This is a genomic window from Streptomyces sp. NPDC058240 (assembly GCF_042882135.1).
GTDB lineage: Bacteria > Actinomycetota > Actinomycetes > Streptomycetales > Streptomycetaceae > Streptomyces.
The window spans coordinates 213,874-236,998 of sequence record NZ_JBHVWT010000007.1; the positions used below are offsets into that span (position 1 = coordinate 213,874).

20 protein-coding genes and 1 pseudogene are annotated in these 23,125 nt (G+C 71.0%); 7 read left to right on the forward strand and 14 right to left on the reverse strand.

What is annotated here, in order from left to right:
- Positions 1 to 111 precede the first annotated feature (111 nt).
- On the reverse strand, positions 112 to 1,575 hold the full coding sequence (locus tag ACFVX4_RS15995) for an MFS transporter (RefSeq protein WP_389976894.1): 1,464 nt from the start codon (positions 1,573 to 1,575) through the stop codon (positions 112 to 114).
- Positions 1,576 to 1,621: 46 nt separating this feature from the next.
- On the opposite strand from ACFVX4_RS15995, the gene ACFVX4_RS16000 reads away from it, so the two are divergent.
- Positions 1,622 to 2,215 carry a winged helix-turn-helix transcriptional regulator gene (locus tag ACFVX4_RS16000; protein ID WP_389976897.1) on the forward strand — a complete coding sequence of 198 codons (594 nt, stop codon included), beginning with the start codon at positions 1,622 to 1,624 and terminating at the stop codon, positions 2,213 to 2,215.
- Positions 2,216 to 2,307: 92 nt separating this feature from the next.
- Here the strand turns inward: ACFVX4_RS16000 and ACFVX4_RS16005 are convergent, their stop codons facing one another.
- Both ACFVX4_RS16005 and ACFVX4_RS16010 read right to left on the reverse strand, forming a co-directional pair.
- Positions 2,308 to 2,697, reverse strand: a complete 390-nt coding sequence (locus ACFVX4_RS16005; protein WP_389976900.1) for a nuclear transport factor 2 family protein — start codon at positions 2,695 to 2,697, stop codon at positions 2,308 to 2,310.
- A 40-nt stretch (positions 2,698 to 2,737) separates the two neighbouring features.
- Positions 2,738 to 3,586, reverse strand: coding sequence for a class I SAM-dependent methyltransferase (locus tag ACFVX4_RS16010; RefSeq protein WP_389976903.1), 849 nt, complete (start codon positions 3,584 to 3,586; stop codon positions 2,738 to 2,740).
- Between the two features lie 70 nt (positions 3,587 to 3,656).
- Between ACFVX4_RS16010 and ACFVX4_RS16015 the strand changes: the two genes are divergently transcribed.
- Both ACFVX4_RS16015 and ACFVX4_RS16020 read left to right on the forward strand, forming a co-directional pair.
- Entirely contained in the window at positions 3,657 to 5,573 is a 1,917-nt protein-coding gene (locus ACFVX4_RS16015) for a S9 family peptidase (RefSeq protein ID WP_389976906.1), read from the forward strand.
- Between the two features lie 147 nt (positions 5,574 to 5,720).
- Positions 5,721 to 6,650 carry an SURF1 family protein gene (locus tag ACFVX4_RS16020; protein ID WP_389976908.1) on the forward strand — a complete coding sequence of 310 codons (930 nt, stop codon included), beginning with the start codon at positions 5,721 to 5,723 and terminating at the stop codon, positions 6,648 to 6,650.
- Positions 6,651 to 6,788: 138 nt separating this feature from the next.
- On the opposite strand, the gene ACFVX4_RS16025 is transcribed toward ACFVX4_RS16020, so the two are convergent.
- The 7 genes from ACFVX4_RS16025 to ACFVX4_RS16055 all read right to left on the reverse strand — a co-directional run bounded on the left by ACFVX4_RS16025 (position 6,789) and on the right by ACFVX4_RS16055 (position 13,615).
- Positions 6,789 to 8,000, reverse strand: coding sequence for a hypothetical protein (locus ACFVX4_RS16025; RefSeq protein WP_389976911.1), 1,212 nt, complete (start codon positions 7,998 to 8,000; stop codon positions 6,789 to 6,791).
- Positions 8,001 to 8,173: 173 nt separating this feature from the next.
- The gene (locus tag ACFVX4_RS16030; RefSeq protein ID WP_266417417.1) at positions 8,174 to 8,749 is read right to left on the reverse strand and encodes a SigE family RNA polymerase sigma factor; all 576 of its coding nucleotides are present in this window, start codon (positions 8,747 to 8,749) and stop codon (positions 8,174 to 8,176) included.
- 358 nt (positions 8,750 to 9,107) lie between these two features.
- Positions 9,108 to 10,172 (reverse strand): aspartate-semialdehyde dehydrogenase, encoded by a 1,065-nt coding sequence (locus ACFVX4_RS16035; RefSeq protein ID WP_389976914.1) that lies wholly within the window; start codon positions 10,170 to 10,172, stop codon positions 9,108 to 9,110.
- Complete coding sequence (locus ACFVX4_RS16040) at positions 10,169 to 11,440, reverse strand: aspartate kinase (protein WP_072487889.1); 1,272 nt, start codon at positions 11,438 to 11,440, stop codon at positions 10,169 to 10,171. Before ACFVX4_RS16040 ends, ACFVX4_RS16035 begins: the two co-directional genes overlap by 4 nt.
- Before the next feature lie 388 nt (positions 11,441 to 11,828).
- Positions 11,829 to 12,488, reverse strand: coding sequence for a DUF5063 domain-containing protein (locus tag ACFVX4_RS16045; protein ID WP_389976918.1), 660 nt, complete (start codon positions 12,486 to 12,488; stop codon positions 11,829 to 11,831).
- Positions 12,489 to 12,619: 131 nt separating this feature from the next.
- Complete coding sequence (gene recR, locus ACFVX4_RS16050; RefSeq protein WP_351254385.1) at positions 12,620 to 13,219, reverse strand: recombination mediator RecR; 600 nt, start codon at positions 13,217 to 13,219, stop codon at positions 12,620 to 12,622.
- A 60-nt stretch (positions 13,220 to 13,279) separates the two neighbouring features.
- Positions 13,280 to 13,615, reverse strand: coding sequence for a YbaB/EbfC family nucleoid-associated protein (locus ACFVX4_RS16055; protein WP_072487886.1), 336 nt, complete (start codon positions 13,613 to 13,615; stop codon positions 13,280 to 13,282).
- 357 nt (positions 13,616 to 13,972) lie between these two features.
- Between ACFVX4_RS16055 and ACFVX4_RS16060 the strand changes: the two genes are divergently transcribed.
- The gene (locus ACFVX4_RS16060; RefSeq protein WP_389976922.1) at positions 13,973 to 14,752 is read left to right on the forward strand and encodes an SLATT domain-containing protein; all 780 of its coding nucleotides are present in this window, start codon (positions 13,973 to 13,975) and stop codon (positions 14,750 to 14,752) included.
- A 122-nt stretch (positions 14,753 to 14,874) separates the two neighbouring features.
- Here ACFVX4_RS16060 and ACFVX4_RS16065 read toward each other — a convergent pair whose 3' ends face one another.
- From ACFVX4_RS16065 to ACFVX4_RS16075, 3 genes are all read right to left on the reverse strand, one after another.
- Positions 14,875 to 15,525, reverse strand: coding sequence for a hypothetical protein (locus tag ACFVX4_RS16065; RefSeq protein WP_389977049.1), 651 nt, complete (start codon positions 15,523 to 15,525; stop codon positions 14,875 to 14,877).
- Positions 15,526 to 15,638: 113 nt separating this feature from the next.
- The gene (locus ACFVX4_RS16070; protein ID WP_389976925.1) at positions 15,639 to 16,397 is read right to left on the reverse strand and encodes a GntR family transcriptional regulator; all 759 of its coding nucleotides are present in this window, start codon (positions 16,395 to 16,397) and stop codon (positions 15,639 to 15,641) included.
- A 131-nt stretch (positions 16,398 to 16,528) separates the two neighbouring features.
- Entirely contained in the window at positions 16,529 to 17,893 is a 1,365-nt protein-coding gene (locus ACFVX4_RS16075; RefSeq protein WP_389976928.1) for an aspartate aminotransferase family protein, read from the reverse strand.
- A gap of 282 nt (positions 17,894 to 18,175) precedes the next feature.
- Between ACFVX4_RS16075 and ACFVX4_RS16080 the strand changes: the two genes are divergently transcribed.
- A complete protein-coding gene (locus ACFVX4_RS16080; protein WP_389976931.1) occupies positions 18,176 to 20,053 on the forward strand; it encodes a serine/threonine-protein kinase in 1,878 nt (625 codons plus the stop codon).
- Between the two features lie 18 nt (positions 20,054 to 20,071).
- On the opposite strand, the gene ACFVX4_RS16085 is transcribed toward ACFVX4_RS16080, so the two are convergent.
- Positions 20,072 to 20,575, reverse strand: coding sequence for a hypothetical protein (locus ACFVX4_RS16085; protein ID WP_389976934.1), 504 nt, complete (start codon positions 20,573 to 20,575; stop codon positions 20,072 to 20,074).
- Between the two features lie 35 nt (positions 20,576 to 20,610).
- On the opposite strand from ACFVX4_RS16085, the pseudogene ACFVX4_RS16090 reads away from it, so the two are divergent.
- Together ACFVX4_RS16090 and ACFVX4_RS16095 are read left to right on the forward strand one after the other, a co-directional pair.
- Positions 20,611 to 20,839: pseudogene (locus ACFVX4_RS16090) on the forward strand (DUF397 domain-containing protein); the annotation flags it as partial.
- A gap of 148 nt (positions 20,840 to 20,987) precedes the next feature.
- Positions 20,988 to 22,976, forward strand: coding sequence for an Ig-like domain repeat protein (locus tag ACFVX4_RS16095; protein WP_389976937.1), 1,989 nt, complete (start codon positions 20,988 to 20,990; stop codon positions 22,974 to 22,976).
- The last annotated feature ends 149 nt before the right edge of the window (positions 22,977 to 23,125 follow it).

Consider the following 23,125-nt stretch of genomic DNA (forward strand, 5'->3'; position numbering starts at 1 on the left):
GTCTCCTTTTCTTATCTTTTTGCTGGGCTATGCGTCCACTGCGTGAGCCCGCAAATCCCTGCACCTCCCCGCCCCGCCCCCCCCCCCCCCCCCGCCGCGCTGCTGCCACGGTCAGGCAGGTGTCGACGTGGCGCCCGGCCGGCGCAGGGTCAGGGCGGCGAACGCGGCGAGTACGGCGGTGGCCGCGGCGGCCCACCAGCTGTGGCGGAACGCGTCGAGCGCCTCGCCCGGCCCGTCCGGCGCACCGAGCAGCGTGACCATCAATGCCACACCCAGCACCGAACCCGTCTGGCGGGCCATCGTGGTGACGGCCGAGCCGGTGGCGAATCGGGTGGGCGGGAGAGCCGCGGCGGCTGCGCCGACCAGGGTCGGGAGAGCGAAGCCGACGCCGATGCCGGTGACCATCATGCCGGGGAGGAAACCGCTCGCGTAGTGCGGAGCCGCATCGAGTGCGACGGCCCACCAGGCCAGCCCGGCGGCGAACAGCAGGCAGCCGAGTGCGGCGGTGCGGCCCGCCCCGATCCGGCGGACGACCGGTCCCGAGAGGACGGCGAGCACCGGCACGACCAACGGCCCCGGTGCGATGGCGAGTCCGGTACGGATCGCCGAGTACCCCCACACCTGCTGGCACCACAGCACCGACGTGAGCAGCATCGCCGCGAACGCGACGGTGAAGAGCAGAGCCGCGAGGGTGGCCGTCGCGAAGACCCGGGCACGCAGCATCGGCAGTTCGACGACCGGGGCCGGATGCCGGGCGGACCGCATCCAGAAGCCTGCGGCGAGGACGGCGGTCGCGAGCAGCGGAACCAGCACGCGCGGCGAACTCCAGCCCCAGGCATCGGCCTTGACCAGGGCGAACGCCAGAGCGCCGATCGCGAGGGTGAGCAGCACCGCCCCGACGAGGTCCGGGAAGGGGCCCTCCCGGTGCGGGCGGGCGTCGGGCAGCAGCCGTACACCCGCGAGCAGTCCGATCACGCCGACCGGCACATTGACGAGAAAGACCCAGCGCCAGTCCGCCTCCACGAGCACGCCACCGACCACCGGACCGAGACCGGCCGCGATCCCGCCGATCGCCGCCCAGCTCCGGATCGCCCGGGGGCGGCGCTCCGCCGGGGTGTTGACGAGCAGGAGCGCGAGGGACGTCGGCATCAGCGCGGCGGCTCCGACCGCTTGCAGCGCACGGGCGGCCACCAGCCAGCCGACTCCCGGGGCGAAGGCGCAGAGCGCGGAGGCGACGGTGAAGACCGCGAGTCCGAGGAGGAAGCCACGGCGGTGACCGTACCGGTCGGCGAGCCTGCCCGCGACGACGAGCAGGGCGGCGAAGACGATCGCGTACGCGTTGAGCACCCAGGACAGCGAGGCGAGGGAGCTGCCGTCGAAGGCGTCACCGAGTGCGGGGACCGCGACATTGACGATGAACAGATCGAGATTCACGACGAAGACACCGGCCGAAATGATCCAGGCGGTGGCCCGAGAGGAGGGAGCGGAGGAAGGCGAGGCGGCGGAGGGAGGACGGGAGGGAGCAGCCGCTCGGTCAGCCGCGGAAGCCAGTGAGTTTGATTTTCCAACTGTCATGGCGGCAAGGTAGCGCCAGTGAGTTTGAGATGGCAACCTTGTGGTGATGAGTGCTGCACAGGAAACCCACGCCCGCACCGCCCCGACGGTCACGCTGCCCGGCCGTCCCTGCTCGGCCGCCGCCGCGCTGCACGTGGTGGGTGAGAAGTGGGCGCTGCTCGCGGTGCGCGAGATCTTCTTCGGCAACCACCGGTTCGAGGCCATCGCCCGGAACACCGGTGCGCCCCGCGACCGTCTCGCGGCGCGGCTGCGCTCACTGGAGCAGGCAGGAGTGGTCGAGCGGCGGCCCTACAACGAACGCCCGCCGCGTTACGAGTACCACCTGACCGATTCCGGACGGGACCTCGCGCCGGTCATCCGGGCGCTGCTGGACTGGGGTGACCGGTGGGTGCTGGAGGACCGGCCGGTGGTCATGATTCATGAACCGGCCGCGGGCCCCGGGAACGAGGATCCGCACAGGGACGGGGACGCGGACGCCGATGCGCACGGACAGGCACACGCGCACGCGCACGATCTCGATGCGGCGTGGATCTGCCGCACCTGCGGCGAGGAAGTCGTGATGAACACGCTGGCGGTCGATGTCCGCGCCCCCGGGTGGGACCGTTCGGGGCCCAGGGTGCCAAGCCCGTCCGACGGCTGAGGGCGGCGCTGCCAGGAGGCGTCGGGGAGGCCAGTACCGCTGCTTACCTCGACCAGTACCGCTGCTTCCCTCGACGAGAGGCGGCGGGGACGTCAGTACCGCTCGACGAGATGTTCCCGGCCCGCCGGGGGCTCGTACGGCTCGGGCCAGAAGTCGGTGATCTCGCTGATCCGCCCCGTCGCGTCGAACACGAAGAAATGGATGGCGTGCAGCTCCTCGGCGCCGACCGTGAAGCGCGTACGGACGGCGACCTGCCGCCCCTGGCCGTCGGCCACCACCCGCTCGACGCGGACACGCCAGTCCCCCGGGTACTCCCGGTTGAACCGCAGATACCGCTCCTTCCCGCGAATGCGTTCGCGGGTCTGCGGCAGGTCGTACAACACCTCGTCGGCCAGCGTCGCGGCGAAGGCGTCCCAGTCGCGGGCGTCGGCCGCGCTGCAGTACGTCTCCACCACGGCACGCAGATCGGCAGTCGTCGTCATGGTCCGAGTCTGAACCCCACCACTGACAATCGACCCTTGTTCAGGAACCGGCCGCCCTCGACGCCTTGATGGAGTACATCAGCGGGATGCGCGGCCGGTCGGCGGGGAAGCGATAGAAACCGTCGCTCTGCCGTTCCAGCTCCGAGAAGCGGGCGAAGAGCGAGGCGTCATGCTCGTGCAGGAACTCGATCCGCAGTCCGGCGGCGGCCAGCGCCGACACCACCTCGCCGATCGGGTGCTGCCATTCGACGCTGCGGTTGTGGACGGTGGGCGCGTCGAAGTCCGCGTACGTGCCGGGCGTCTCGTCCACCCAGGCGTCGCGGCTGAAGTAGTCGTGCTCGACCTTCGTCCCGGTGGCGTCGTCGAGGCAGTCCGTCATCGGATGGAACTCCGCGAGATAGAGAAAGCCGCCCGGCGCCACGAGCGATGCGGCGGTCTCGGCCCAGCGGCGGGTGTCGGGCAGCCAGTTCAGCGCGCCGATGCCGGTGTAGACGATGTCGTACGACGAGTCGGGGACGGCCTGCGCGGCCTCGTGGACGTCGGCCGCGACGAACGCCGCCCGGTCCTGGGTGAACCCGAGCTCGCGGGCCAGGGCGCGCGCGGTCTCGACGGCCGGTTCGGAGAAGTCCAGACCGACGACCTGTGCGGCGCCGTGCCGGGCCCAGGAGAGGGTGTCGACGCCGATGTGGCACTGCAGATGCAGCAGCGACTTGCCCGTGACGTCCCCGACCTCGGCGAGCTCGAAGTCGCGCAGGGCGTCCTTCCCGGCGCGGAAGGAATCGAGGTCGTAGAAGTCGCTCATGGCGTGGATGGGGACCCGCTCGTCCCAGTGCGCGCGGTTTGCCTCGTGCCAGTCGGCAGGCCGGTCGGCAGGGGTCGATGCATGCATGCCGGGAGGTTATCCACAGGCTGCGGACGAAGCGAACGAATTGTCGGCGTTCCGACGCAGAATGGGGGACATGACTGAGATCACTGGCTCGACGACGGCTCCTTCCGCCCAGGCCCCCGCCTCCGCACCGGGCTCCGGCTCCGGCTCCGCCCAGGCGGCCGCTTCCGCACCGGTGTGGGAGCAGCGCTTCCGGGCGCCGCGGGTGTCGTTGCCCGACTGGGCGGAGGACGCACCCGACCGCGCGCTGTTCGTCTCCAATGCGACGGGCACGTACGAGCTGTACGCATGGGACCGCGCCACCGGCGAGCAGCGCCAGGTGACGGACCGGCCGAACGGCACGACGGACGGAGTGCTGACACCCGACGGGGAGTCGGTCTGGTGGTTCAGCGACACCGATGGCGACGAGTTCGGGGTGTGGATGCGCCAGCCGTTCAGCGGCGGCAAGGACGGTGAGCCGGGCGCGACGGTGGACGAACCGGCGACGCCCGGCCTCGGCCCCTCGTACCCGGCCGGACTCGCGATCGGGCGGGACGGCACGGCGGTGGTCGGCCGCTCGACCGACGAGGACGGGACGACGATCCATGTCGTACGGCCGGGGGCGGCGCCCGTGGAGATCTACCGCCACCGCGAGTCGGCGGGCGTCGGCGACCTCAGCCATGACGGGACGCTGATCGCCCTGGAGCACACCGAGCACGGCGATGCGATGCACTCCGCGCTGCGCGTGGTGCGGCCGGACGGGACGACGGTCGCCGAGCTGGACGACACCGAGGGCGGTACGAAGGAGCTGGGCCTGTCCGTGCTGGGCTTCGCCCCCGTCGCCGGGGACAAGCGGCTCCTGGTCGGGCATCAGCGGCGGGGCCGCTGGGAGCCGATGATCTGGGATCCGACGACGGGCGAGGAGACGGACCTCGCGATCGATCTGCCCGGCGATGTGGTCGCCGAGTGGTATCCGGATGCCTCCGCGCTGCTGATCGTGCACGGCTTCGAGGCCCGCAGCGACCTGTGGCGGTACGAGCCGGAGGCGGGCGGCGCCCCCGTCCGGGTGGGGACCCCCGCGGGTTCGGTGTCGGGTGCCACGGCCCGGCCGGACGGCACGGTGGAGTACCTGTGGTCCTCGGCCGCGCAGCCGCCCGTCATCCGGTCCACCTCGGGTGCGGTGGTGCTCGATCCGCCCGGTTCGAAGGCCCCGGCGTCCGTGCCGGTGGAGGACGTGTGGGTGGACGGGCCCGGGGGCCGGGTCCATGCGCTCGTGCAGCGGCCCGCCGCCCCGGCCGAGGGGCCGTTCCCGACCGTCTTCGAGATCCACGGCGGCCCGACCTGGCACGACAGCGACGCCTTCGCCTCCGGTCCCGCCGCCTGGGTGGACCACGGCTACGCGGTCGTCCGGGTCAACTACCGCGGCTCCACCGGATACGGCCGCGCCTGGACGGACGCGCTCAAGTACCGGGTCGGCCTGATCGAGCTGGAGGACATCGCGGCGGTACGGGAGTGGGCGGTGAAGTCCGGCCTCGCGGACCCGGAGAAGCTGGTCCTGGCCGGCGGCTCCTGGGGCGGCTACCTGACCCTGCTCGGCCTCGGTACGCAGCCGGACGACTGGGCCCTCGGCCTGGCGGCGGTCCCGGTCGCCGACTACGTCACGGCGTACCACGACGAGATGGAGGACCTGAAGGCGATGGACCGCACGCTGCTGGGCGGCACACCGGAGGAGGTTCCCGAGCGCTTCGAGGCATCGTCCCCGCTGACGTACGTCGACGCGGTCCGGGCGCCGGTCTACATCTCGGCGGGCGTCAACGACCCGCGCTGCCCGATCCGCCAGGTCGAGAACTACGTCGACCGGCTGAAGGACCGGGACGCGGTGCACGAGGTGTACCGGTACGACGCGGGACACGGTTCGCTCGTCGTGGAGGAGCGGATCAAGCAGGTCCGCCTGGAACTGGACTTCGCCCGGCGCCACCTGGCCCCGGAGACGGACCCGTCCGACGCGTAGCGGGCAGGCGGACGGCGCCCGTTCCTCCCGCACGAATCGGCATGACACCGGCACGGAGCCGGTACGGAGCCGACATGGAGCCGGGGACACGGGCGTCAGTCGGCACCCCGCTCCGGGCAACCGGAGCGGGGACCGTACCGTGGAGGGGTGTACCGGTTCCTGCTGACCCCGCGATGGTGGGGGATCAACCTCTTCGTCGTGCTGGCCATCCCGTTCTGCGTGTTCATGGGCACCTGGCAGCTCGGCCGCTTCGAGGACCGCGTGCAGACGCACGACGCCGCCGAGAAGCAGCCCGCTCCGGGCACGAGGCCCGCCAAGCCGATCGACGACCTGCTGCCCGTCGACACGGTGACCTCCGGCCGCCCCGCCACCGCCACCGGCCGGTACGCCGACCAGTTCCTGGTGCCTGGGCGGAAGTTGGACGACAGGAGCGGCTTCTACGTCCTGAACATGCTCCGTACGGACAGCGGCAAGGCTCTGCCGGTGGTGCGCGGCTGGCTGCCCGGCAAGCCCGGCGACACCGCCGTGCCCGCCGCACCGACCGGCAAGGTCACGGTGACCGGCGACCTCCAGGCGTCCGAGAACGCCGGCACCGCGGGTGTCGACACGGCGGGCGGGCTCCCCGACGGCCAGCTGGGCATGATCAGCGCCGCGTCCCTGGTCAACCTCGTCCCGTACGACGTCTACGACGCATGGGTGACGCTCCAGGACACGGGTGCCGGTGCCGGTGCCCGTGCCGGAACCGGCGCCGGAGACAAGGCGGCCGGCGCGCTGCGCCCCGTACCGGCCACCGCGGCGCAGGGCACCGGGCTCGACCTGAAGGCCTTCCAGAACCTCGGCTACACCGGCGAGTGGTTCGTCTTCGCCGGGTTCGTGCTCTTCATGTGGTTCCGGCTGGTCCGCCGCGAGGCCGAAGCGGCGCGCGACCTGCAACTGGGCCTCCTCGCGGAAACGGAAGCGGAAGCGGAAGCGGAAGCGGAAGCGGAAACAGAGCCCGATCCTGGGTCCGAGCCCGTGTCGGAACCCGAGTCCGAGCCGGAGTCCGGCAAGGACGCCGTGGGCACCGGAGCGGTCTGAGACACGCGCGGACGCAGGACACGCTGGACGCAGACACGAAGACACGAAGACACGCAGACGCAGGACATCGCGCACATGAGGGGCCCGCCGGTTCGACGATCGACCGGTGGGCCCCTCATGTCCATACGTCGTACGGCCTCACGACGCGGGAGCCAGCACCCCGGTCCGGTAGATCGTGCCCGAGCAGGCGTTGGCGATCTTCGTCTCCGCGACCGGTGCCCCGGCCTCCGGCGTGTGCGTCACGGCGACGCTGCCGTCCTGCGTCCCGCCGCCGTCCTCACTGCCGAACTGCGTGACCGTCTCCGCCGTCCCGTCGCCGCTTCCCGTACCGGTACCGGCAGCCGTGGCGCCACTCGCGCCACCCGCGTCGTCGGTCGGCGACGGGCTCGGCGAGCTTCCCACGGTCGGGCAGGTGTCCTTCGGCACCCAGGCGAACTTCACCTCGTATGCCATCGACGGCTTCAACAGCACCGTCCCCTGCTCCTGCGAAGGGTCGGGCAGCCCGGCCGCCGCGTCGCCCGCGGTGTGCTGGACAACCGCGATCCTGGCCGGGTCGGCCGCACCGATCGCCTGGAAGCCCACGCTGCCGCTGCTGCTCACCGAGCAGTCCGTGCCGGAGACATTGGCGATCCGGAAGGTGCCGTAGACCGTGCCGTCGGCACCTGCCGCACCGGTCTCGGCCGAGGCGACACCGAGCTGTTCCGGGTCGCAGATCGGCATGGAGGCCATCGCGGGGTTGGTCGGGTCGGCGCCCCCGCCCGACAGGTGTCCGTCGGCACCCTGGCCACGGCTGTCGGAGGGGCTGCTCGTGCTCGTGGGCTGGTTCCGGCCACCATCGGCCTGCCCGTCGGCGTTGCCGCCGCTGTTCTTGTCGCCGGACTGCGAGCCGGTGTCGCTGCCGTTGCCGCCCTGCGCCTGCTCGCCGTGCCCGGCTATCGCGGGGTTGGCGGTGTTCGAACCGTCGGAGTTCGCGACATGAACGAAGGCGGGGACCGCGGTGCCGATGAGCAGCGCCGCGGCCGCCAGACCGACGACGGCCTGCCGCCGCTTGGCGCGCCGGACGGGAACCGCGCGTTGCAGATGATCGAGCGTGCCGTCGGTGGGCTCGATGTTCCGGACGGCGCCGCGCAGCATGCGGCGCAGCGCGACCTCGTCGAGGTCCGCACCGCCACCGGCCCCCGGGCCACCGTGCGGGCCCGAGTCCGGACCCGGGCCGAAGAGACTGCTCAGACTGCCGAGCTCAGCGGTCTCGGCCGCCCCGGCAGATTCAGCATCCCCATCAGCCCCGGCCGGCCCGGCCGCGTCCACGTCCCGGTTCACCCGTGAGGCATTCTCCGGCCCGTGGTTCACAATTCCGTTTCCAGTCCGGTCAATCCGACGCTCGCGCCGATGCTCGCGTTCGGGGCCGTGTTCACGTTCAAGGCCGTGTTCACGTTCAAGGCCGTGTTCACGTTCGGAGCCGTGTTCACGTTCGGAGCCGTGTTCACGTTCGGGGCCGTTCTCGTACTCGCGGTCGCGCCGGCTCATCCCTGCGCCTCCATCACAACGCGCAGTGCCGCGATCCCGCGGGAGCCGTAGGCCTTGACCGAGCCCAGGGATATCCCCAGCGTCTCGGCCACCTGGACCTCCGTCATGTCCGCGAAGTAGCGCAGCACCAGTACCTCCCGCTGGCGCCGTTGCAGCCCCCGCATCGCCTTGATCAGCGCATCCCGCTCCAGCTGGTCGTACGCACCCTCCTCCGCGCTCGCCATGTCCGGCATGGGCTTGGAGAGCAGCTTCAGCCCGAGGATGCGGCGCCGCAGCGCGGAGCGCGAGAGGTTGACGACGGTCTGGCGCAGATACGCGAGTGTCTTCTCGGGGTCCCGTACCCGGTTGCGCGCCGAGTGCACCCGGATGAACGCCTCCTGCACCACGTCCTCACAGGAGGCCGTGTCGTCCAGGAGCAGGGCTGCAAGACCGAGCAACGACCGGTAGTGGGCGCGATAGGTCTCGGTGAGGTGGTCGACGGTGGTTCCGGCAGCCACGCCCTCCTCAGCGCCCTCGCGCTGCGAGGGCAGCCGTGCGGGACGCGCAGCGGGCATGGGCGCAATCACCGGCATACCGCCGGGTGCGCGGGGCCGTCGGAGCGGACGCACCGAAGCGCCGCGCAAGGGGCCCACCACTGTGATATCGAGAACCTCTGCCACGCCAGTTGGACACGTTTCCCCCCGTCAGGGTTGTACGCGCGCGGCACCGCGTTTGGCGCTGTGCGACATGCCCTCATACGTACCTGCTCTTCCCCGAATACCCCGAATGTGCGCCCCGCCGCGCCAGAGGTGACCGCATAGACGCGCACTCCCCGGCCAGTGGTTGCAGCAGGCCGAAAGTCATCGTCGGATACCGCGACACCCCAGCTCAAGAGGTTGAGGCCTTCAACTTACTCACAGAGCATTCACAGAGAGTACAAAACAGGTTCGATCAGGACCGGGGAAACTCCGCGGCCACCGACTCGGCGATCTGAGCCACGTTCAGCGCCGCCCCCTTGCGAAGGTTGTCGCCGCAGACGAACAGCTCCAGACCCCGGGGATCGTCCAGTGACCTGCGCACTCTCCCGACCCAGGTCGGATCCGTGCCGACGACGTCGGACGGTGTCGGGAAGTCCCCCGCCGCCGGACTGTCGTACAGCACCACGCCCGGCGCCGTCGCCAGGATCTCGTGGGCCCGGTCGACCGCGATCTCGTTCTCGAACCGGGCGTGCACGGACATCGAGTGCGTCGCGATGACGGGTACGTACACGCAGGTCGCCGCGACCCGCAGGCCCGGCAGGTCCAGGACCTTGCGGCACTCCTCGCGGATCGCCAGCTCCTCCGACGACCAGCCGTCCCCGGCCTCGGTCCCGGCCCAGGGCACCACGTTGAGGGCCACCGGGGCGGCGAAGGGGCTGCTGTCCGTGTCCCCCAGGGCCCTGCGTACGTCCCCGGGCTTCGTGCCCAGTTCCGTACCGGCGACCATCGACAGCTGTTCGCGCAGCGCCGCGACACCGTCCCGGCCCGCCCCGCTCACCGCCTGGTACGAGGAGACGACCAGTTCCCGCACACCGAATTCGGCGTGCAGCGCACCGACGGCGACGATCAGCGCGAGCGTCGTGCAGTTCGGGCTCGCGACGATGCCACGCGGTCTGATCCTTGCGGCGTGCGGATTGATCTCGGGCACGACCAGCGGAACGTCCGCGTCCAGCCGGAACGCGGCGGAGTCGTCGATGACGACCGTGCCCTTGGCGGCGGCGATCGGCGCCCACTGCGCGGAGACGTCGTCGGGCACCAGGAACAGCGCCACGTCCACATCGTCGAAGACGTCCTCGGTGAGTTCGAGGACCTCGCTCTCCTCGCCGCGCACGACCAGTTTGCGACCGGCCGAACGCGGCGAGGCGATCAGCTTCACCTCGCCCCAGACATCCGCGTGCTGCGAAAGGATCTGGAGCATGACGCCGCCGATCGCCCCGGTCGCTCCGACGACCGCGAGCGAAGGACGGCGCGCAGTCATCGGCCGGTGCCCCCGTAGACGACGGCCTCGTCGGAATCGCTGTCGAGACCGAAGGCGGTGTGCACGGCGCGGACGGCCTCGATGACGTCGTCGGCGCGGGTGACCACCGAGATGCGGATCTCGGACGTCGAGATCAGCTCGATGTTCACGCCGGCGTCCGACAGCGCCTCGAAGAAGCCCGCCGTGACCCCCGGGTTGGTCTTCATGCCGGCGCCGACCAGGGAGATCTTCGCGATCTGGTCGTCGTAGCGCAGCGACTCGAAGCCGATGCTGCCGCGGTTGCGCTCCAGTGCGTCGATGGCCTTGCGGCCCTCGGCCTTCGGCAGCGTGAACGAGATGTCGGTCAGACCGGTCGACGCGGCGGACACGTTCTGCACCACCATGTCGATGTTGATCTCCGCGTTCGCGATGGTGCGGAAGATCGCGGCGGCCTCGCCCGGCTTGTCGGGCACGCCGACGACGGTGATCTTGGCCTCGGAGACGTCATGGGCGACTCCGGAGATGATCGCGTGCTCCACCTTCTGGTCCCCTTGCGGCTCGTTGCTGACCCAGGTTCCGCGCAGTCCCGAGAAGGACGAGCGGACGTGGATCGGAATGTTGTAGCGGCGTGCGTACTCCACGCACCGGTGCAGCAGCACCTTGGAGCCGGACGCGGCCAGCTCCAGCATGTCCTCGAAGGAGATCCAGTCGATCTTCCGGGCCTTCTTCACGACCCGCGGGTCGGCGGTGAAGACACCGTCCACATCGGTGTAGATCTCACAGACCTCGGCGTCCAGCGCGGCCGCGAGCGCGACGGCGGTGGTGTCGGACCCGCCTCGGCCGAGGGTGGTGATGTCCTTCTTGTCCTGGGACACACCCTGGAACCCCGCGACGATCGCGATGTTCCCCTCGTCCAGCGCCGTACGGATACGGCCCGGCGTCACATCGATGATGCGCGCTTTGTTGTGGACCGAGTCGGTGATGACGCCCGCCTGGCTACCGGTGAACGACTGGGCCTCGTGGCCCAGGTTTTTGATCGCCATCGCCAGCAGGGCCATGGAGATCCGCTCTCCGGCGGTCAGCAGCATGTCGAACTCACGCCCGGCAGGGATCGGGGATACCTGCTCGGCGAGATCGATCAACTCGTCCGTCGTGTCGCCCATCGCTGACACCACGACAACCACCTGGTTGCCGTTCTTCTTGGCATCGACGATTCGCTTGGCGACGCGCTTGATGCCCTCGGCATCGGCTACGGAGGAGCCTCCGTACTTCTGCACGACAAGGCCCACGTGCGCTCCTCGCTCAGTCCATTACTGCGGTCGACTCAGTTTAACGAGCAGTCCGGAAACGCCCCGCTGATACCACATGGTGAGATGTCCCGCTCAGTACGTGATCATCGGCGTGTCGCCCCGGACCGCTCGTACAGGTCTGTTGCCCGCCGAGCAGGCCCGCACTCCCGTATGTGGCCCAGCCCACACGCCTGGCGGCCCGGCTCCTCGATTCACCGGCCCTCCGCCTCCAGCGTGTACCGGAACCCGACCGTCCGCCCTTCGGAGGCCCCGCCATGCGCAAGCCGCTGCGCGTACTGCCCCTGCTTCTCGCCCTCGCCGCGCTCCCCCTGGCCGCGCCCCCGCCCACGCGGGCAGCACCTGGGGGTGAACAGACCGCCGGCCGTGCCTACTGCACCGGCCGCAGCCCCAGTGGTCCCGCGATCTCCTCGGCCATCACGCGGCCGGCTTCCTCGGCGAGGTCGTCGTCGACGGTCTCCGAGTCGGTGTCCAGGCCGTCCAGTTCCTGGAGGGGCTGGTTGAGGCGGATGTGGGCGACCAGGGACTGGAGGGCGCGCAGGGTGGCGGAGGCGGTGGAGCCCCAGTTGGAGAAGTAGGAGAACTGCCACCACCACAGGGCCTCGGTGGTGCGGTCCTCCTCGTAGTGGGCCAGGCCGTGGCGCAGGTCGGTGACCAGGTCGGCCAGGTCGTCCGAGATCCGGGCCGGGACCGGGGCCTTGCGGGGCTCGTACGGGTCGAAGACCTCGGAGTAGACGTCGATCGGTTCCAGCAGGGCGGCGAACCGCTCGCGCAGGCCGTCGGCGTCCGGCTCCGCGCCCAGGTCCGGCTCGTAGCGCTCGTCGGGGACGACGTCCTCGTACGCGCCGAGCCGGCCGCCCGCCAGCAGGAGCTGGGAGATCTGGAGCAGCAGGACGGGGACGGCCTCCTCTGGCTCCTCGACCTTGGACACCTCGGTGACCGCGACGATGAACGTCTTGATCTGGTCGGCGATCTGGACGGCGAAGTCGTCCGGGTCCTGCGTGACGGAGTTCAGCGTGGCGTCAGACATCGAGGGGACCTCCCGTGGGCACGGTCGCGAACGGTGAGTAGAACATAGCGTCGCTGAACGTAAAGCCGCCGTGAGTCGCGGGAACGGTCCTGGAGACGGTCACCGGAAGAACATCGGGAGACGTGGAGGCGTCAGACATCGAGCAGGCGCCTCCCCTCGAAGGCGCGGCCCAGGGTGACCTCGTCCGCGTACTCCAGGTCGCCGCCCACCGGCAGGCCGCTGGCCAGCCTGGTGACCCGCAGGCCCATCGGCTTGACCATCCGCGCCAGGTACGTCGCGGTGGCCTCGCCCTCCAGGTTGGGGTCGGTCGCCAGGATCAGCTCCGTGATCGAACCGTCGGCGAGGCGGGCGAGCAGTTCGCGGATGCGCAGATCGTCCGGGCCGACGCCCTCGATCGGGCTGATCGCGCCGCCGAGCACGTGGTACCGGCCCCGGAACTCACGGGTCCGCTCGATCGCGACGACGTCCTTCGGCTCCTCGACCACGCAGATCACCGACAGGTCCCGGCGCGCGTCCCGGCAGATGTTGCACTGCTCCTGCTGGGCGACATTGCCGCAGACCGAACAGAACCGGACCTTGTCCTTGACCTCCAGGAGGGCATGTGCGAGGCGGCGCACATCGGTCGGCTCGGCCTGCAGGATGTGGAAGGCGATCCGCTGCGCGCTCTTGGGACCGACGCCGGGCAGCCTGCCCAGCTCGTCGATGAGGTCCTGAACCACGCCTTCGTACAACGGGAACGCCTTCCTTTCCTGTCCTGTCCTGGGTGAGCCGTGCCGGAGGATCCAGCAGGGTCAGAAGGGGAGGCCGGGCATGCCGCCCAGGCCCTGGGCCAGCGGGCCCAGCTTCTGCTGCTGGAGCTGCTGCGCGTTCTCGTTGGCCGCCTGGACCGCGGCGACGACGAGGTCCGCGAGCGTCTCGGTGTCCTCCGGGTCGACGGCCTTCGGGTCGATCACCAGATTGCGGAGCTCGCCGGAGCCGGTCACGGTCGCCTTCACCAGACCGCCACCCGCCTGACCCTCGACCTCGGTCCTGGCCAGTTCCTCCTGGGCCGCGGCGAGGTCCTGCTGCATCTTCTGGGCCTGCTGCAGCAGTTGCTGCATATTGGGCTGACCACCACCGGGAATCACGGTCACTCCTGGCAATTCGACGACAAAATGTTTCGGTACGCCGAGCCTACGTGGTCGCCGGGCAGCGCGCCCCACTCACTGGCGCGCAACCCTTTCGGGTGAGTTTCAGGCAGCCCTTGCCGGGCTCCTATACCTGATCACAGGCCCTGCGCACCCGGGAATACCGCGTTTTCTACCCCATGGCCCACCATTCGGCGGTAGGAAGGGCACGCGCATCAGGTCACACAGGCGCACCGGTCGTCACGCAAGGTTACCCACGCGGGACTGTCGGCCACGCCGGAGAGCAGTGAGCACCCCGCCGTCTCGAAACACATCGCCACATCAGGCGTCGCTACGCAGAATGCAGAGGAGTTCCCGGTGAGTCAGCCGGAGATGCAGCCCGAAGGGCCGCCCCGCAACGAGCCCGGTTCGGCCGGCTCGGCCGGTACCTCCGGTTCGGACTCCCGCACACGGGGCCGGGATCTGACCGGTGCGCCGTTCCCGCTCGGTGACTGGGGCGAGCCCGCCGACCGCCTCGACGAGCTGTACCGCTGGGTCGAGGCCGACGCGCTGCGCACCGCCGACTGGTACCTGAACGACCGGGTGTGGAAGCGCCGGGTGGCCAGGGCGCTGCGGATCAGCACCGCGATCGGGGCGGTCGCGGGCGCCGCGCTGCCGCTGCTCGATCTGACCGGGGCGCTGCACGGGGCGGCGGGCTGGGGCTATCTGTCGCTGCTGCTGGGCGCCGCGAGCATGGCGTGCGACCGGTACTTCGGCCTCACCTCCGGCTGGATAAGGAATCTCGCCACTGCCCAGGCCGTGCAGCGGCGCCTTCAGGTGCTCCAGTTCGACTGGGCTTCGGAGTGCGTGCGGGAGGTGCTCGGCCCGACCGAGGGGACGGCCAGCGAGGCGGCCGAGCGGTGCCTGGGGGTGCTGCGGCGGTTCTCGGAGGACGTCACGGAGCTCGTGCGCACCGAGACCGCGGACTGGATGGTCGAGTTCCGGTCCGGGCCGGCGCCGATGGGGATGCAGGCGCTGTCCTCAGGCGTTGGGAGCGGCGGGCGTTCGGACCACGGGGTGCTGTCGGGACGCTTCCCGCTCCAGACGATGACCCGGCCGAACATGCCGCGCCAGCGCCCCCCGGAGTCCCCGCGGTGACCCCGGGGGCGCCCGGCCGCCCAGGAAGCGCCGAAGCCGCTCGGAGCCAGGGCCTGTCCGGCGGATCAGGGCCGCGACCCCGGCCATGATCCGCCGGACAGGCCTTGAGGGCGGGACAGCCCTCAGCTGAAGATGATCATTGAGCCCTGGGCGAGGCTGCGGGTGGCCGCCGCGTGCAGGCCCAGCCAGACGTGCCGCTCCCGGGCGAACGGGCTGTTGTCGTACGGGATCGGGGCCGCCGGTTCCTCCAGGGAGGTCGGTGCGGCGGGCGGCAGCGGGGCGGCCGGCGGGTTCGCCGGGTCGATGCCGATGGAGGGGGCGACGTACTCCAGCTCCCGCAGCAGTCCGTGCGAGGAGCCGAGCGGGCCGCCGCCCTCCAGCAGGTCGTCGTTGGAGAGCGGGACGGTGAAGTCCAGCGGGACGTACGCCCCGGCGTGGTCGTAGTGCCAGACCAGGTGGGACTGCTGGGCCGTCGCCTCGAACATTTCCAGCAACTGCTCGTAGTCCCCGCCCAGTTCGCCGACCGGCGTGACGGCGAGGCCGCTGATCTGGAGCAGGAAGGCGCGGCGCAGGAAGTGCAGGGCGTCGTAGTCGAAGCCCGCGATCGGGGCGACGTCGCCCGTCAGGCCCGGCATGTAGGCGTACACGGGGACGGGCGGCAGTCCGACCTCGCCCAACGCCTTGTCGTAGACGGCTATCTCTTCGGCGAACGGATTGTCGGGGCTGTGGCACAGCACATCGACGAGGGGAACCAGCCACAGGTCACAGGCCACGAAGTCTCGCTCTCCCACGGTGCGCATCGGAACGTTCAAGATGGTCGGGACAGCGTAATGCGGTGGGCGCGTTGCGCACAGTGGCCGTCGGCGGCGAGGGGGCGGGACGGGGGTTACGGCTGCGGCGCCCCGGGGTCCGGGGCCTGCCCGGTCGGCTGCCCGCCGCGCCGCGGGTGTTCGAGCTCACCGGCCGCGAGCCGGTCCGCCCAGTTCAGCGCGTGGGTGTTGTAGTCGTCCATCACCGCGCGCACCGCGTCGTGTTCGCCGAGTGTGATCGCCGCGACGAGATCCTGATGACCGTGCCAGAGCCAGTCCCGAGCAGCCTCGTCGTGGCGCAGGTACGGCACCGCGAACACCCAGGCCTGGACGCGCAGTCGGTGCAGGAAGTCGTTGATGTACGCGTTGCCCACGAGCGCGCCCAACTCGCGCCAGAACCGCAGGTCGTAGCCGATGAGGATGTCGAGGTCGCCACCCCGCGCCGCCCGCGCGGCCTCCTGGGCCCTGCGGCGCACGGAGACCAGGCAGTCCCGGAACGCCGTCGGCTGCGCGGTCGAGAGTCCGGCGCCGAGGAACACGCCGCGGACGACTCCCTCGATGACCAGGCTGCGGGCCTCGACCAGGGACCGGTAGTCGGCGACGGTGAACTCCCGTACCCGGAAGCCCCGGTGCTGATCCGATTCCAGCAGTCCCTGCGCGGAGAGGTCGAAGAGCGCCTCGCGCACCGGTGTCGCCGAGACGCCGTACTGCTCGGCGATCTGCTTGACCGTGAACTCCCGCCCCGGCTGCAGACGCCCGGCGAGCACCTCGTCACGCAGCGCGTCCGCGATCTGCTGCCGCAGCGTACTGCGGGTCACAGCTCCGCTCGCGCACATGGCGCCCCTCCCCATTTTTTCGCCTGCGGTCACCTTAAGCCAGGGCCGCTGTGCCCGGATCCGGGCAGGGGAGGGGCGCACACCACCGGTCCGCGCCATCGGGCCGCGCTAACGGGCCGCGCGAACCCGGGTCACGCTGTGTGCTCGTCCGCGACCGACAGCGCCGCGTCGAGGGCCGCGAGGCCCTCCTTGGCCTCGGCCTCGGTGACGTTGCAGGCCGGAACGGCGTGGGTGCGGTTCATGTTGATGAAGGGCCACAGGCCGTTCTTCTTGGCCGCGGCACCGAAGGCCGCCATCGGCGCGTTGGCCTCGCCCGCCGCGTTGTACGGGACCAGCGGCTCGCGGGTCTCCTTGTTGCGGACCAGGTCCAGCGCCCAGAACGCGCCGAGGCCGCGGACCTCGCCGACCGACGGGTGGCGCTCGGCGAGTTCGCGGAGGCCGGGGCCGAGGACCGTCTCGCCGATGTGCGCGGCGTTCTCGATGACCTTCTCGTCCTCCATCACGTGAATGGTGGCGACGGCGGCCGCGCAGGCCAGCGGGTGACCGGAGTAGGTCAGTCCGCCCGGGTAGGCGCGGGTCTCGAAGGTCGCGGCGATCTCGGCGGAGATCGCGACACCGCCGAGCGGTACGTAGCCGGAGTTGACGCCCTTGGCGAAGGTCATCAGGTCCGGCACCACGTCGAAGTGGTCGGCGGCGAACCACTTGCCGGTGCGGCCGAAACCGGCCATGACCTCGTCGAGGATGAAGACGATGCCGTACCGGTCGCAGATCTCGCGGACGCCCGCGAGATAGCCGGGCGGCGGCGTCATGATGCCCGCGGTGCCGGGGATCGTCTCCAGGATGATCGCGGCGATGCTGCCGGGGCCCTCGAAGGCGAGGGTGTCCTCCAGGTGCTGGAGCGCGCGGGCGCACTCCTCGGCCTCGGTCTCGGCGTGGAACGGCGAGCGGTAGAGGAACGGTGCCCAGAAGCGGACGACGCCCGCCGAACCGTTGTCGGACGGCCAGCGTCGCGGGTCGCCGGTCAGGTTGATCGCGGTGGAGGTGGCGCCGTGGTACGAGCGGTAGGCGGAGAGCACCTTCGTACGGCCGGTGTGCAGCCGGGCCATCCGGACGGCGTTCTCGACGGCCTCGGCGCCGCCGTTGGTGAAGAAGATCTTGTCCAGGTCACCGGGGGTGCGCTCGGCGATGAGCCGTGCGGCCTCGGAGCGCGCCTCGATCGCGAACGCGGGGGCGAAGGTGGCGAGCTTGCCCGCCTGCTCCTGGATCGCGGCGACGACGGTGGGGTGCTGGTAGCCGATGTTGGTGTAGACGAGGCCGCTGGTGAAGTCCAGGTAGCGCTTGCCGTCGTAGTCCCAGAAGTACGCCCCCTCGGCGCCGGCGACGGCGAGCGGGTCGATCAGACCCTGGGCGGACCAGGAGTGGAACACGTGCGCGCGGTCGGCGGCCTTCACGGCCGCACCGGCGGCGGGGTCGACATGAGGGGCATGAGGGGTCATGCGGCGAGCGTAGGCCGCGCCGGGAGCGGCCCGACATGGCCACCTTGTATGGCGTGGCGCGCTCTGGTGGGCAGGGTGTCGGGTTGTCGGCATACGGGGCCGGGTCCCGCGCCCTGCCGACGAGCCCCCTCGGTCCGCCTCCGACGCGCCCCGGACGCCCGGAACCCATGAAGACCCCCGAACCCGCAACCGGCCCGGCCGCGCGCTGCGTGGATCCCTATGATCGAGCGAGCCACGCCAGGAACCGCTCAGTTCACTCCCGGGGGAAGGACGTTCAGCGCCATGCAGAGCCTGACGCCACAGGATCCGCGTGCCATCGGCGCGTACCGGCTGCTGGGCCGGCTCGGCGCGGGCGGCATGGGCCAGGTCTATCTGGCCCGGTCCGACCGCGGCCGTACCGTCGCGATCAAGCTGGTACGCGGCGAACTCGCCGAACAGCAGGAGTTCCGCGACCGGTTCCGCCACGAGGTACGGGCCGCCCGCCAGGTCGGCTCCGCCTGGACCGCCCCCGTGCTGGACGCGGACACCGAGGCCGCCGTGCCCTGGGTCGCCACCGGATACGTCGCCGGGCCCTCGCTGCACGCCACCGTCACCGGCCGCTCGCGCACCCCCGAGGGCGCGGCCTCCGGTGCGTACGGCCCCCTGCCCGAGCGTTCGGTCCACATCCTGGGGGCCGGTCTCGCCCACGCCCTCCAGGCCATCCACGCCGCCGGGCTCATCCACCGCGATCTCAAGCCCTCCAACATCCTGCTGACGATCGACGGACCGCGCGTCATCGACTTCGGTATAGCCCGGGCACTCGACACCGTCACCGACGGCGGTGTCACCCGCACCGGCGCCCTGGTCGGATCGCCCGGTTTCATGGCGCCCGAGCAGGTACGGGGCGAGCGGGTGACCCCGGCGTGCGACGTGTTCTGTCTCGGCTCGGTACTGGCGTACGCCTCGACCGGCCGGTTTCCGTTCGGGGCGTCCGACAGCGGCGCGCACGCGCAGATGTTCCGGATCGCGCAGGAGGACCCGGACCTGACCGGCGTCCCCGTGGGCCTCGTCGAACTGGTCAGGGACTGTCTGCGGAAGGACCCGGCCGCCCGCCCGACGACGGACGCGATCCTGGCGCGCCTGGCCGGCGCCGACGCGGCGGAACCCTGGCTCCCGGGTGCGCTGATCGCCCAACTCGGACGCCACGCTGTGGAGTTGCTGGACTCCGAGGACCCGGAGGAGGCGGCGGAGGAGGCGGCGACGGCCGCGCAGGCCCCCGTACCGGACGAGAGACCCCCGGTGCCCGCGCCTCCCGCGGCCCCCTCGGACCGCCCCGTGCCCACGCAGCCCGCGGACCCTCCGACCCCGTCCCCCGCACCCGCCCCACCGCACGGGGCCCCCGCCTACGGCTACCCGCCGCTGCCCGCCCAGCCGCACCCCAGCCAGGGCTTCGGCCCCCAGCAGAACCATGCCGGGTACGGATATCCGCCACAGCAGCAACAGCCGTACCAACAGCCGCAGCCTCAGCCCGGATTCGGCGCCACGCCCCCGTACGGCCCCGCCTACCCCGCCGCCCCGCAGCCCGAGCCCGAACCCGCCCGCCGCGGCAGGGGCTCGTCCATCGCGCTCGTCGCCGTCGCCGTGCTCGTGGCCATAGGCGCGGGCGGATCCGTCTACGCGCTCATGAACGGCAAGACACCGGGTCCCACGCCGTCCGCCACCGACTCCCCGACCCACCCGGACACCTCGTCGGGCTCCCGGGCGAACGACGACCCCTCATCACCGGACTCCTCCCCCACCGACGGCCGGCAGAACGGCGACGGCCCCATCCCGTCCGGCTACCTCGGCACCTGGTCGGGCTCCATCGACAACGCGGCCGGCCACTCCACCCGGAAGCTCGTCATCCAGCAGGGCGCGGTCGGCCGGAGCGTCCTCACCCTCACCGCGGACGGCCCGCTCGACACCGGTGGCTCCTACCACTGCGTCTTCCAGGCGGCCCTGATCGCCGAGCCGTCCCCGGGCGGTCCCGTCGAGGTCGGCCCCTCCACGGTCAGCGTGGGCGAGCCCATGACGTCCTGCACGGCGGGCAAGGCCACCACGCTCACCCTGCTCCCGGACGGCACCCTGCGCCGCGAGAACAACGACAGCGGCGAGCAGCTCACGTACACGAAGGACGACTGAGCGGACCGGACGGGCCGGTCAGACCAGGCTGCGCACCGTGAGGCCGATCCCCACCGCGAGGACCGCCAGCGCCGTCAGGACACTCCCGTACGGGGTGTGGCGCCGCAGGGCCGGCAGGCGCCGCTCGCCCAGGGCGGCGAGCCCGTTGCCGTCGCCGGACAGCAGCAGACCGGCGGACGTGAGGGGGAGCGCCATGCCGACGCCGTACCCGACGACCAGCAGGACGCCGAAGAACGTACGGCTGAGCACGACGGCACCCAGCAGGACGACGAGCGCGGACGGGCTGGGCACGAGCCCGCCCGCCGGCCCGATCCCGAGCAACGCGGGCAGTCCGGTACGGCGCGACCGCTTCCCCCCGTCACCGGCGTGAGGGTGAGGCCCGCGTCCGTGATCGTGGTCATGGCTGTGCCCATGGTCATGGACGTGCCCGTGGCTGTGCGACGCCGGGCGCCCCGTCCGCAGCGCCCGTACCGCCGTCACCACAAGTCCCGTGCCCAGCACCGCGATCACCGCGCCGCTCACCGCGCCCAGCCACCGCAGTTGGCAGGAGTGGAGGAATGAGCAGCACCCTGCGGTGGTTCAAGTCCAGCTACAGCGGCTGCGGCGGCAACTGCATCGAGGTGGCCTTCGACTGGCAGAAGTCTTCGTACAGCGCGGCCGACGGCGGTGACTGCATCGAGGTGACGGCCTGCCCCCACGCCATCCACGTCCGGGACTCCAAGGTGCCCGAGGGTCCCACCTTCGCGGTGGCCCCCCGGCGCCTGGTCGACCTTCCTCACCTGGGCGAACTGGCGATTCGCGGGGTCGGGAGCGTCCCGGCCCCGCAAATGTGTACGACTTGTGGACGCCATGACATACCCTGCGTTCCTGGGCCGCACCCCTCTCTCATCTCTGGGTGCCATGCGGCCCTCTCTTACCGTGGGGGTAAATCATTTTGCGTACGCGCAGAATCTCGACCGCGACCTCGCTCGCGGTCCTCTTCAGCTCAGTGGTTCTGGTCGGCGGGGCGGCGAATCCGGCCGCTGCCGACTCCGGCAAGGTTCTTCCCGCCGCTTCCGTCGGCGATGTCGTCGCGGACGGCGTGCACAAGCGGGTCTTCATCAGTGACCCGGCCGGTGGCAAGGTCCTCGCCACCGACTACAGCGGTAACGTCGTCGGTACGATCCCGTCGCTGCCGGGCGTGACCGGTCTCGAACTGTCCGCCGACTCCGGCACGTTGTACGCGGGTGTGCGCGGCGCCGACGCCATCGCGGCGATCGACACCTCCGCCCTGGTGGAGTCCGCCCGATACGCGACCGGTGCGAACACCAAGCCCGCCTACCCGGCGCTGGCGGGCGGCAAGCTCTGGTTCGGCTACGGGGCGGCGGCCGAGGGCAACATCGGGTCGCTCGACCTCTCCGGTGCCGAGCCGGTCATCACCCTGGACCAGGAGCCGAACCGCACCTGGTACGCGGCGCCGACCCTGGCGTCCGCGCCGGGTGCGCCGGGCACGCTGGCCGCCGGCATCGAGGGCCAGAGCCCCACCCAGCTGGCCGTGTACGACGTCGCCTCGGGAACGGCCACACGGACCGCGCAGATCTCCACCGACGGGGGCAACCTGCGTGACCTGGCGCTGAGCCCGGACGGCAAGCAGGTCGTGGTGGCCAGCGGCTACCCGTACCACCACCAGGCCTACCGGACCTCGGACCTCACGCCCGGTACCACGTACCCGTCCGACGCGTACCCGAACGCCGTGGACATCGCGCCGAACGGCACGGTCGCCGCGGGCATCGACGGCTCCTACGAGCCGGACGTGTACATCTACAAGCAGGACACCACCAAGCCGATCCGGACGTACGACTTCCCCAACACCGGTACCAGCAGCGGATCGGACCTCCTGGTTCCGGCCGGGCTGGCCTGGGCGCCGGACACCAGCCGGCTCTTCGCGATCACCGAGAACAGCACGGGCGTCCGTTCGCTGCGGGTGCTCACCGACGCCGTGAAGTCCGCGACCACCGTCACGGTCGACGCCCCGGCGAAGTCGGCGCTCAACAAGAAGCTGACCGTCACCGGCCGGGTCAAGTCCGCGGGCGCGTTCCCGGCGGGCTCGAAGGCCACGGTCACGCGCACCGACATCGAGTCGCCCAAGGGCAAGGCGCTGCCCTCGGTGACGCTCAAGTCGGACGGCAGCTTCTCCTTCACCGACACCCCGACCGCGGGTGGCCAGGTCACGTACAAGGTGTCGTACGCGGGCGACGCGTCCCACTCCGCGGCATCCGGCTCCGACAAGGTCGCCGTGCCCCGGACGGTCACCTCGCTGACCCTGAACCACAACAAGGCGCTGTACTCCTACGGCACCGATGTGTCGTTCACCGCGCACCTCGGCAAGACGTACAAGAACCGCACCGTCGAGCTGTGGGTGGACCCGTTCGGGCCGGACAAGCCGAACAAGCTGGTGAAGACCGGCAAGGTCAACTCCAAGGGCAACCTGTCGACCACGGTCGACATGACCCGGGACACCACCGTCACCGCGATCTTCAAGGGCGACGGCCGGTACACCTCGAAGAAGGTCACGTCGACCGCGTTCGCCAAGGTGAAGGTCTCGACCTCCGCCACCAAGCAGTACAAGACGGCGAAGATCGGCAAGACGTCGTACCGGTACTTCCACAAGAAGACCAACCCGGTCTTCACGACGACGATGACGTACTACAAGAACCGCTCGCACAAGCTGTCCCTGGAGATCTACTACCAGGGCAAGTGGTACGACGCGGGCTCGCAGTACTTCAAGCTCGGCACCAGCGGGAAGTCCATCGTGACGCTGACCGGCACCCATGACACGGGCTACCGGATGCGCGTCCGCGCCTCGTACGTCAACGGCACCTCGGGCGACACGGTGAACTCGACCACGCACGGCGCCTGGCAGTACTTCATCTTCACGAAGTAGCCGGACAGCGGGCCGGCCCACGAGCGGACGGCATGCGTGCGGGGCCGGGGGGAGCGCCCGGCCCCAGACCCCTACCCGCCAGCTCCCCCCCACCCCGGGGAGAGACGGAGAGCATGCAACAGGGCCTCGTGTACCCTAAGTGCGACAGG

Coding starts and splice junctions, on each gene's coding strand:
- ACFVX4_RS15995 (WP_389976894.1), bottom strand. CDS start 1,575: ATGACAGTTGGAAAATCAAACTCACTGGCTTCCGCGGCTGACCGAGCG.
- ACFVX4_RS16000 (WP_389976897.1), top strand. CDS start 1,622: ATGAGTGCTGCACAGGAAACCCACGCCCGCACCGCCCCGACGGTCACG.
- ACFVX4_RS16005 (WP_389976900.1), bottom strand. CDS start 2,697: ATGACGACGACTGCCGATCTGCGTGCCGTGGTGGAGACGTACTGCAGC.
- ACFVX4_RS16010 (WP_389976903.1), bottom strand. CDS start 3,586: ATGCATGCATCGACCCCTGCCGACCGGCCTGCCGACTGGCACGAGGCA.
- ACFVX4_RS16015 (WP_389976906.1), top strand. CDS start 3,657: ATGACTGAGATCACTGGCTCGACGACGGCTCCTTCCGCCCAGGCCCCC.
- ACFVX4_RS16030 (WP_266417417.1), bottom strand. CDS start 8,749: ATGCCGGTGATTGCGCCCATGCCCGCTGCGCGTCCCGCACGGCTGCCC.
- ACFVX4_RS16035 (WP_389976914.1), bottom strand. CDS start 10,172: ATGACTGCGCGCCGTCCTTCGCTCGCGGTCGTCGGAGCGACCGGGGCG.
- ACFVX4_RS16045 (WP_389976918.1), bottom strand. CDS start 12,488: ATGTCTGACGCCACGCTGAACTCCGTCACGCAGGACCCGGACGACTTC.
- ACFVX4_RS16070 (WP_389976925.1), bottom strand. CDS start 16,397: ATGTGCGCGAGCGGAGCTGTGACCCGCAGTACGCTGCGGCAGCAGATC.
- ACFVX4_RS16075 (WP_389976928.1), bottom strand. CDS start 17,893: ATGACCCCTCATGCCCCTCATGTCGACCCCGCCGCCGGTGCGGCCGTG.
- ACFVX4_RS16080 (WP_389976931.1), top strand. CDS start 18,176: ATGCAGAGCCTGACGCCACAGGATCCGCGTGCCATCGGCGCGTACCGG.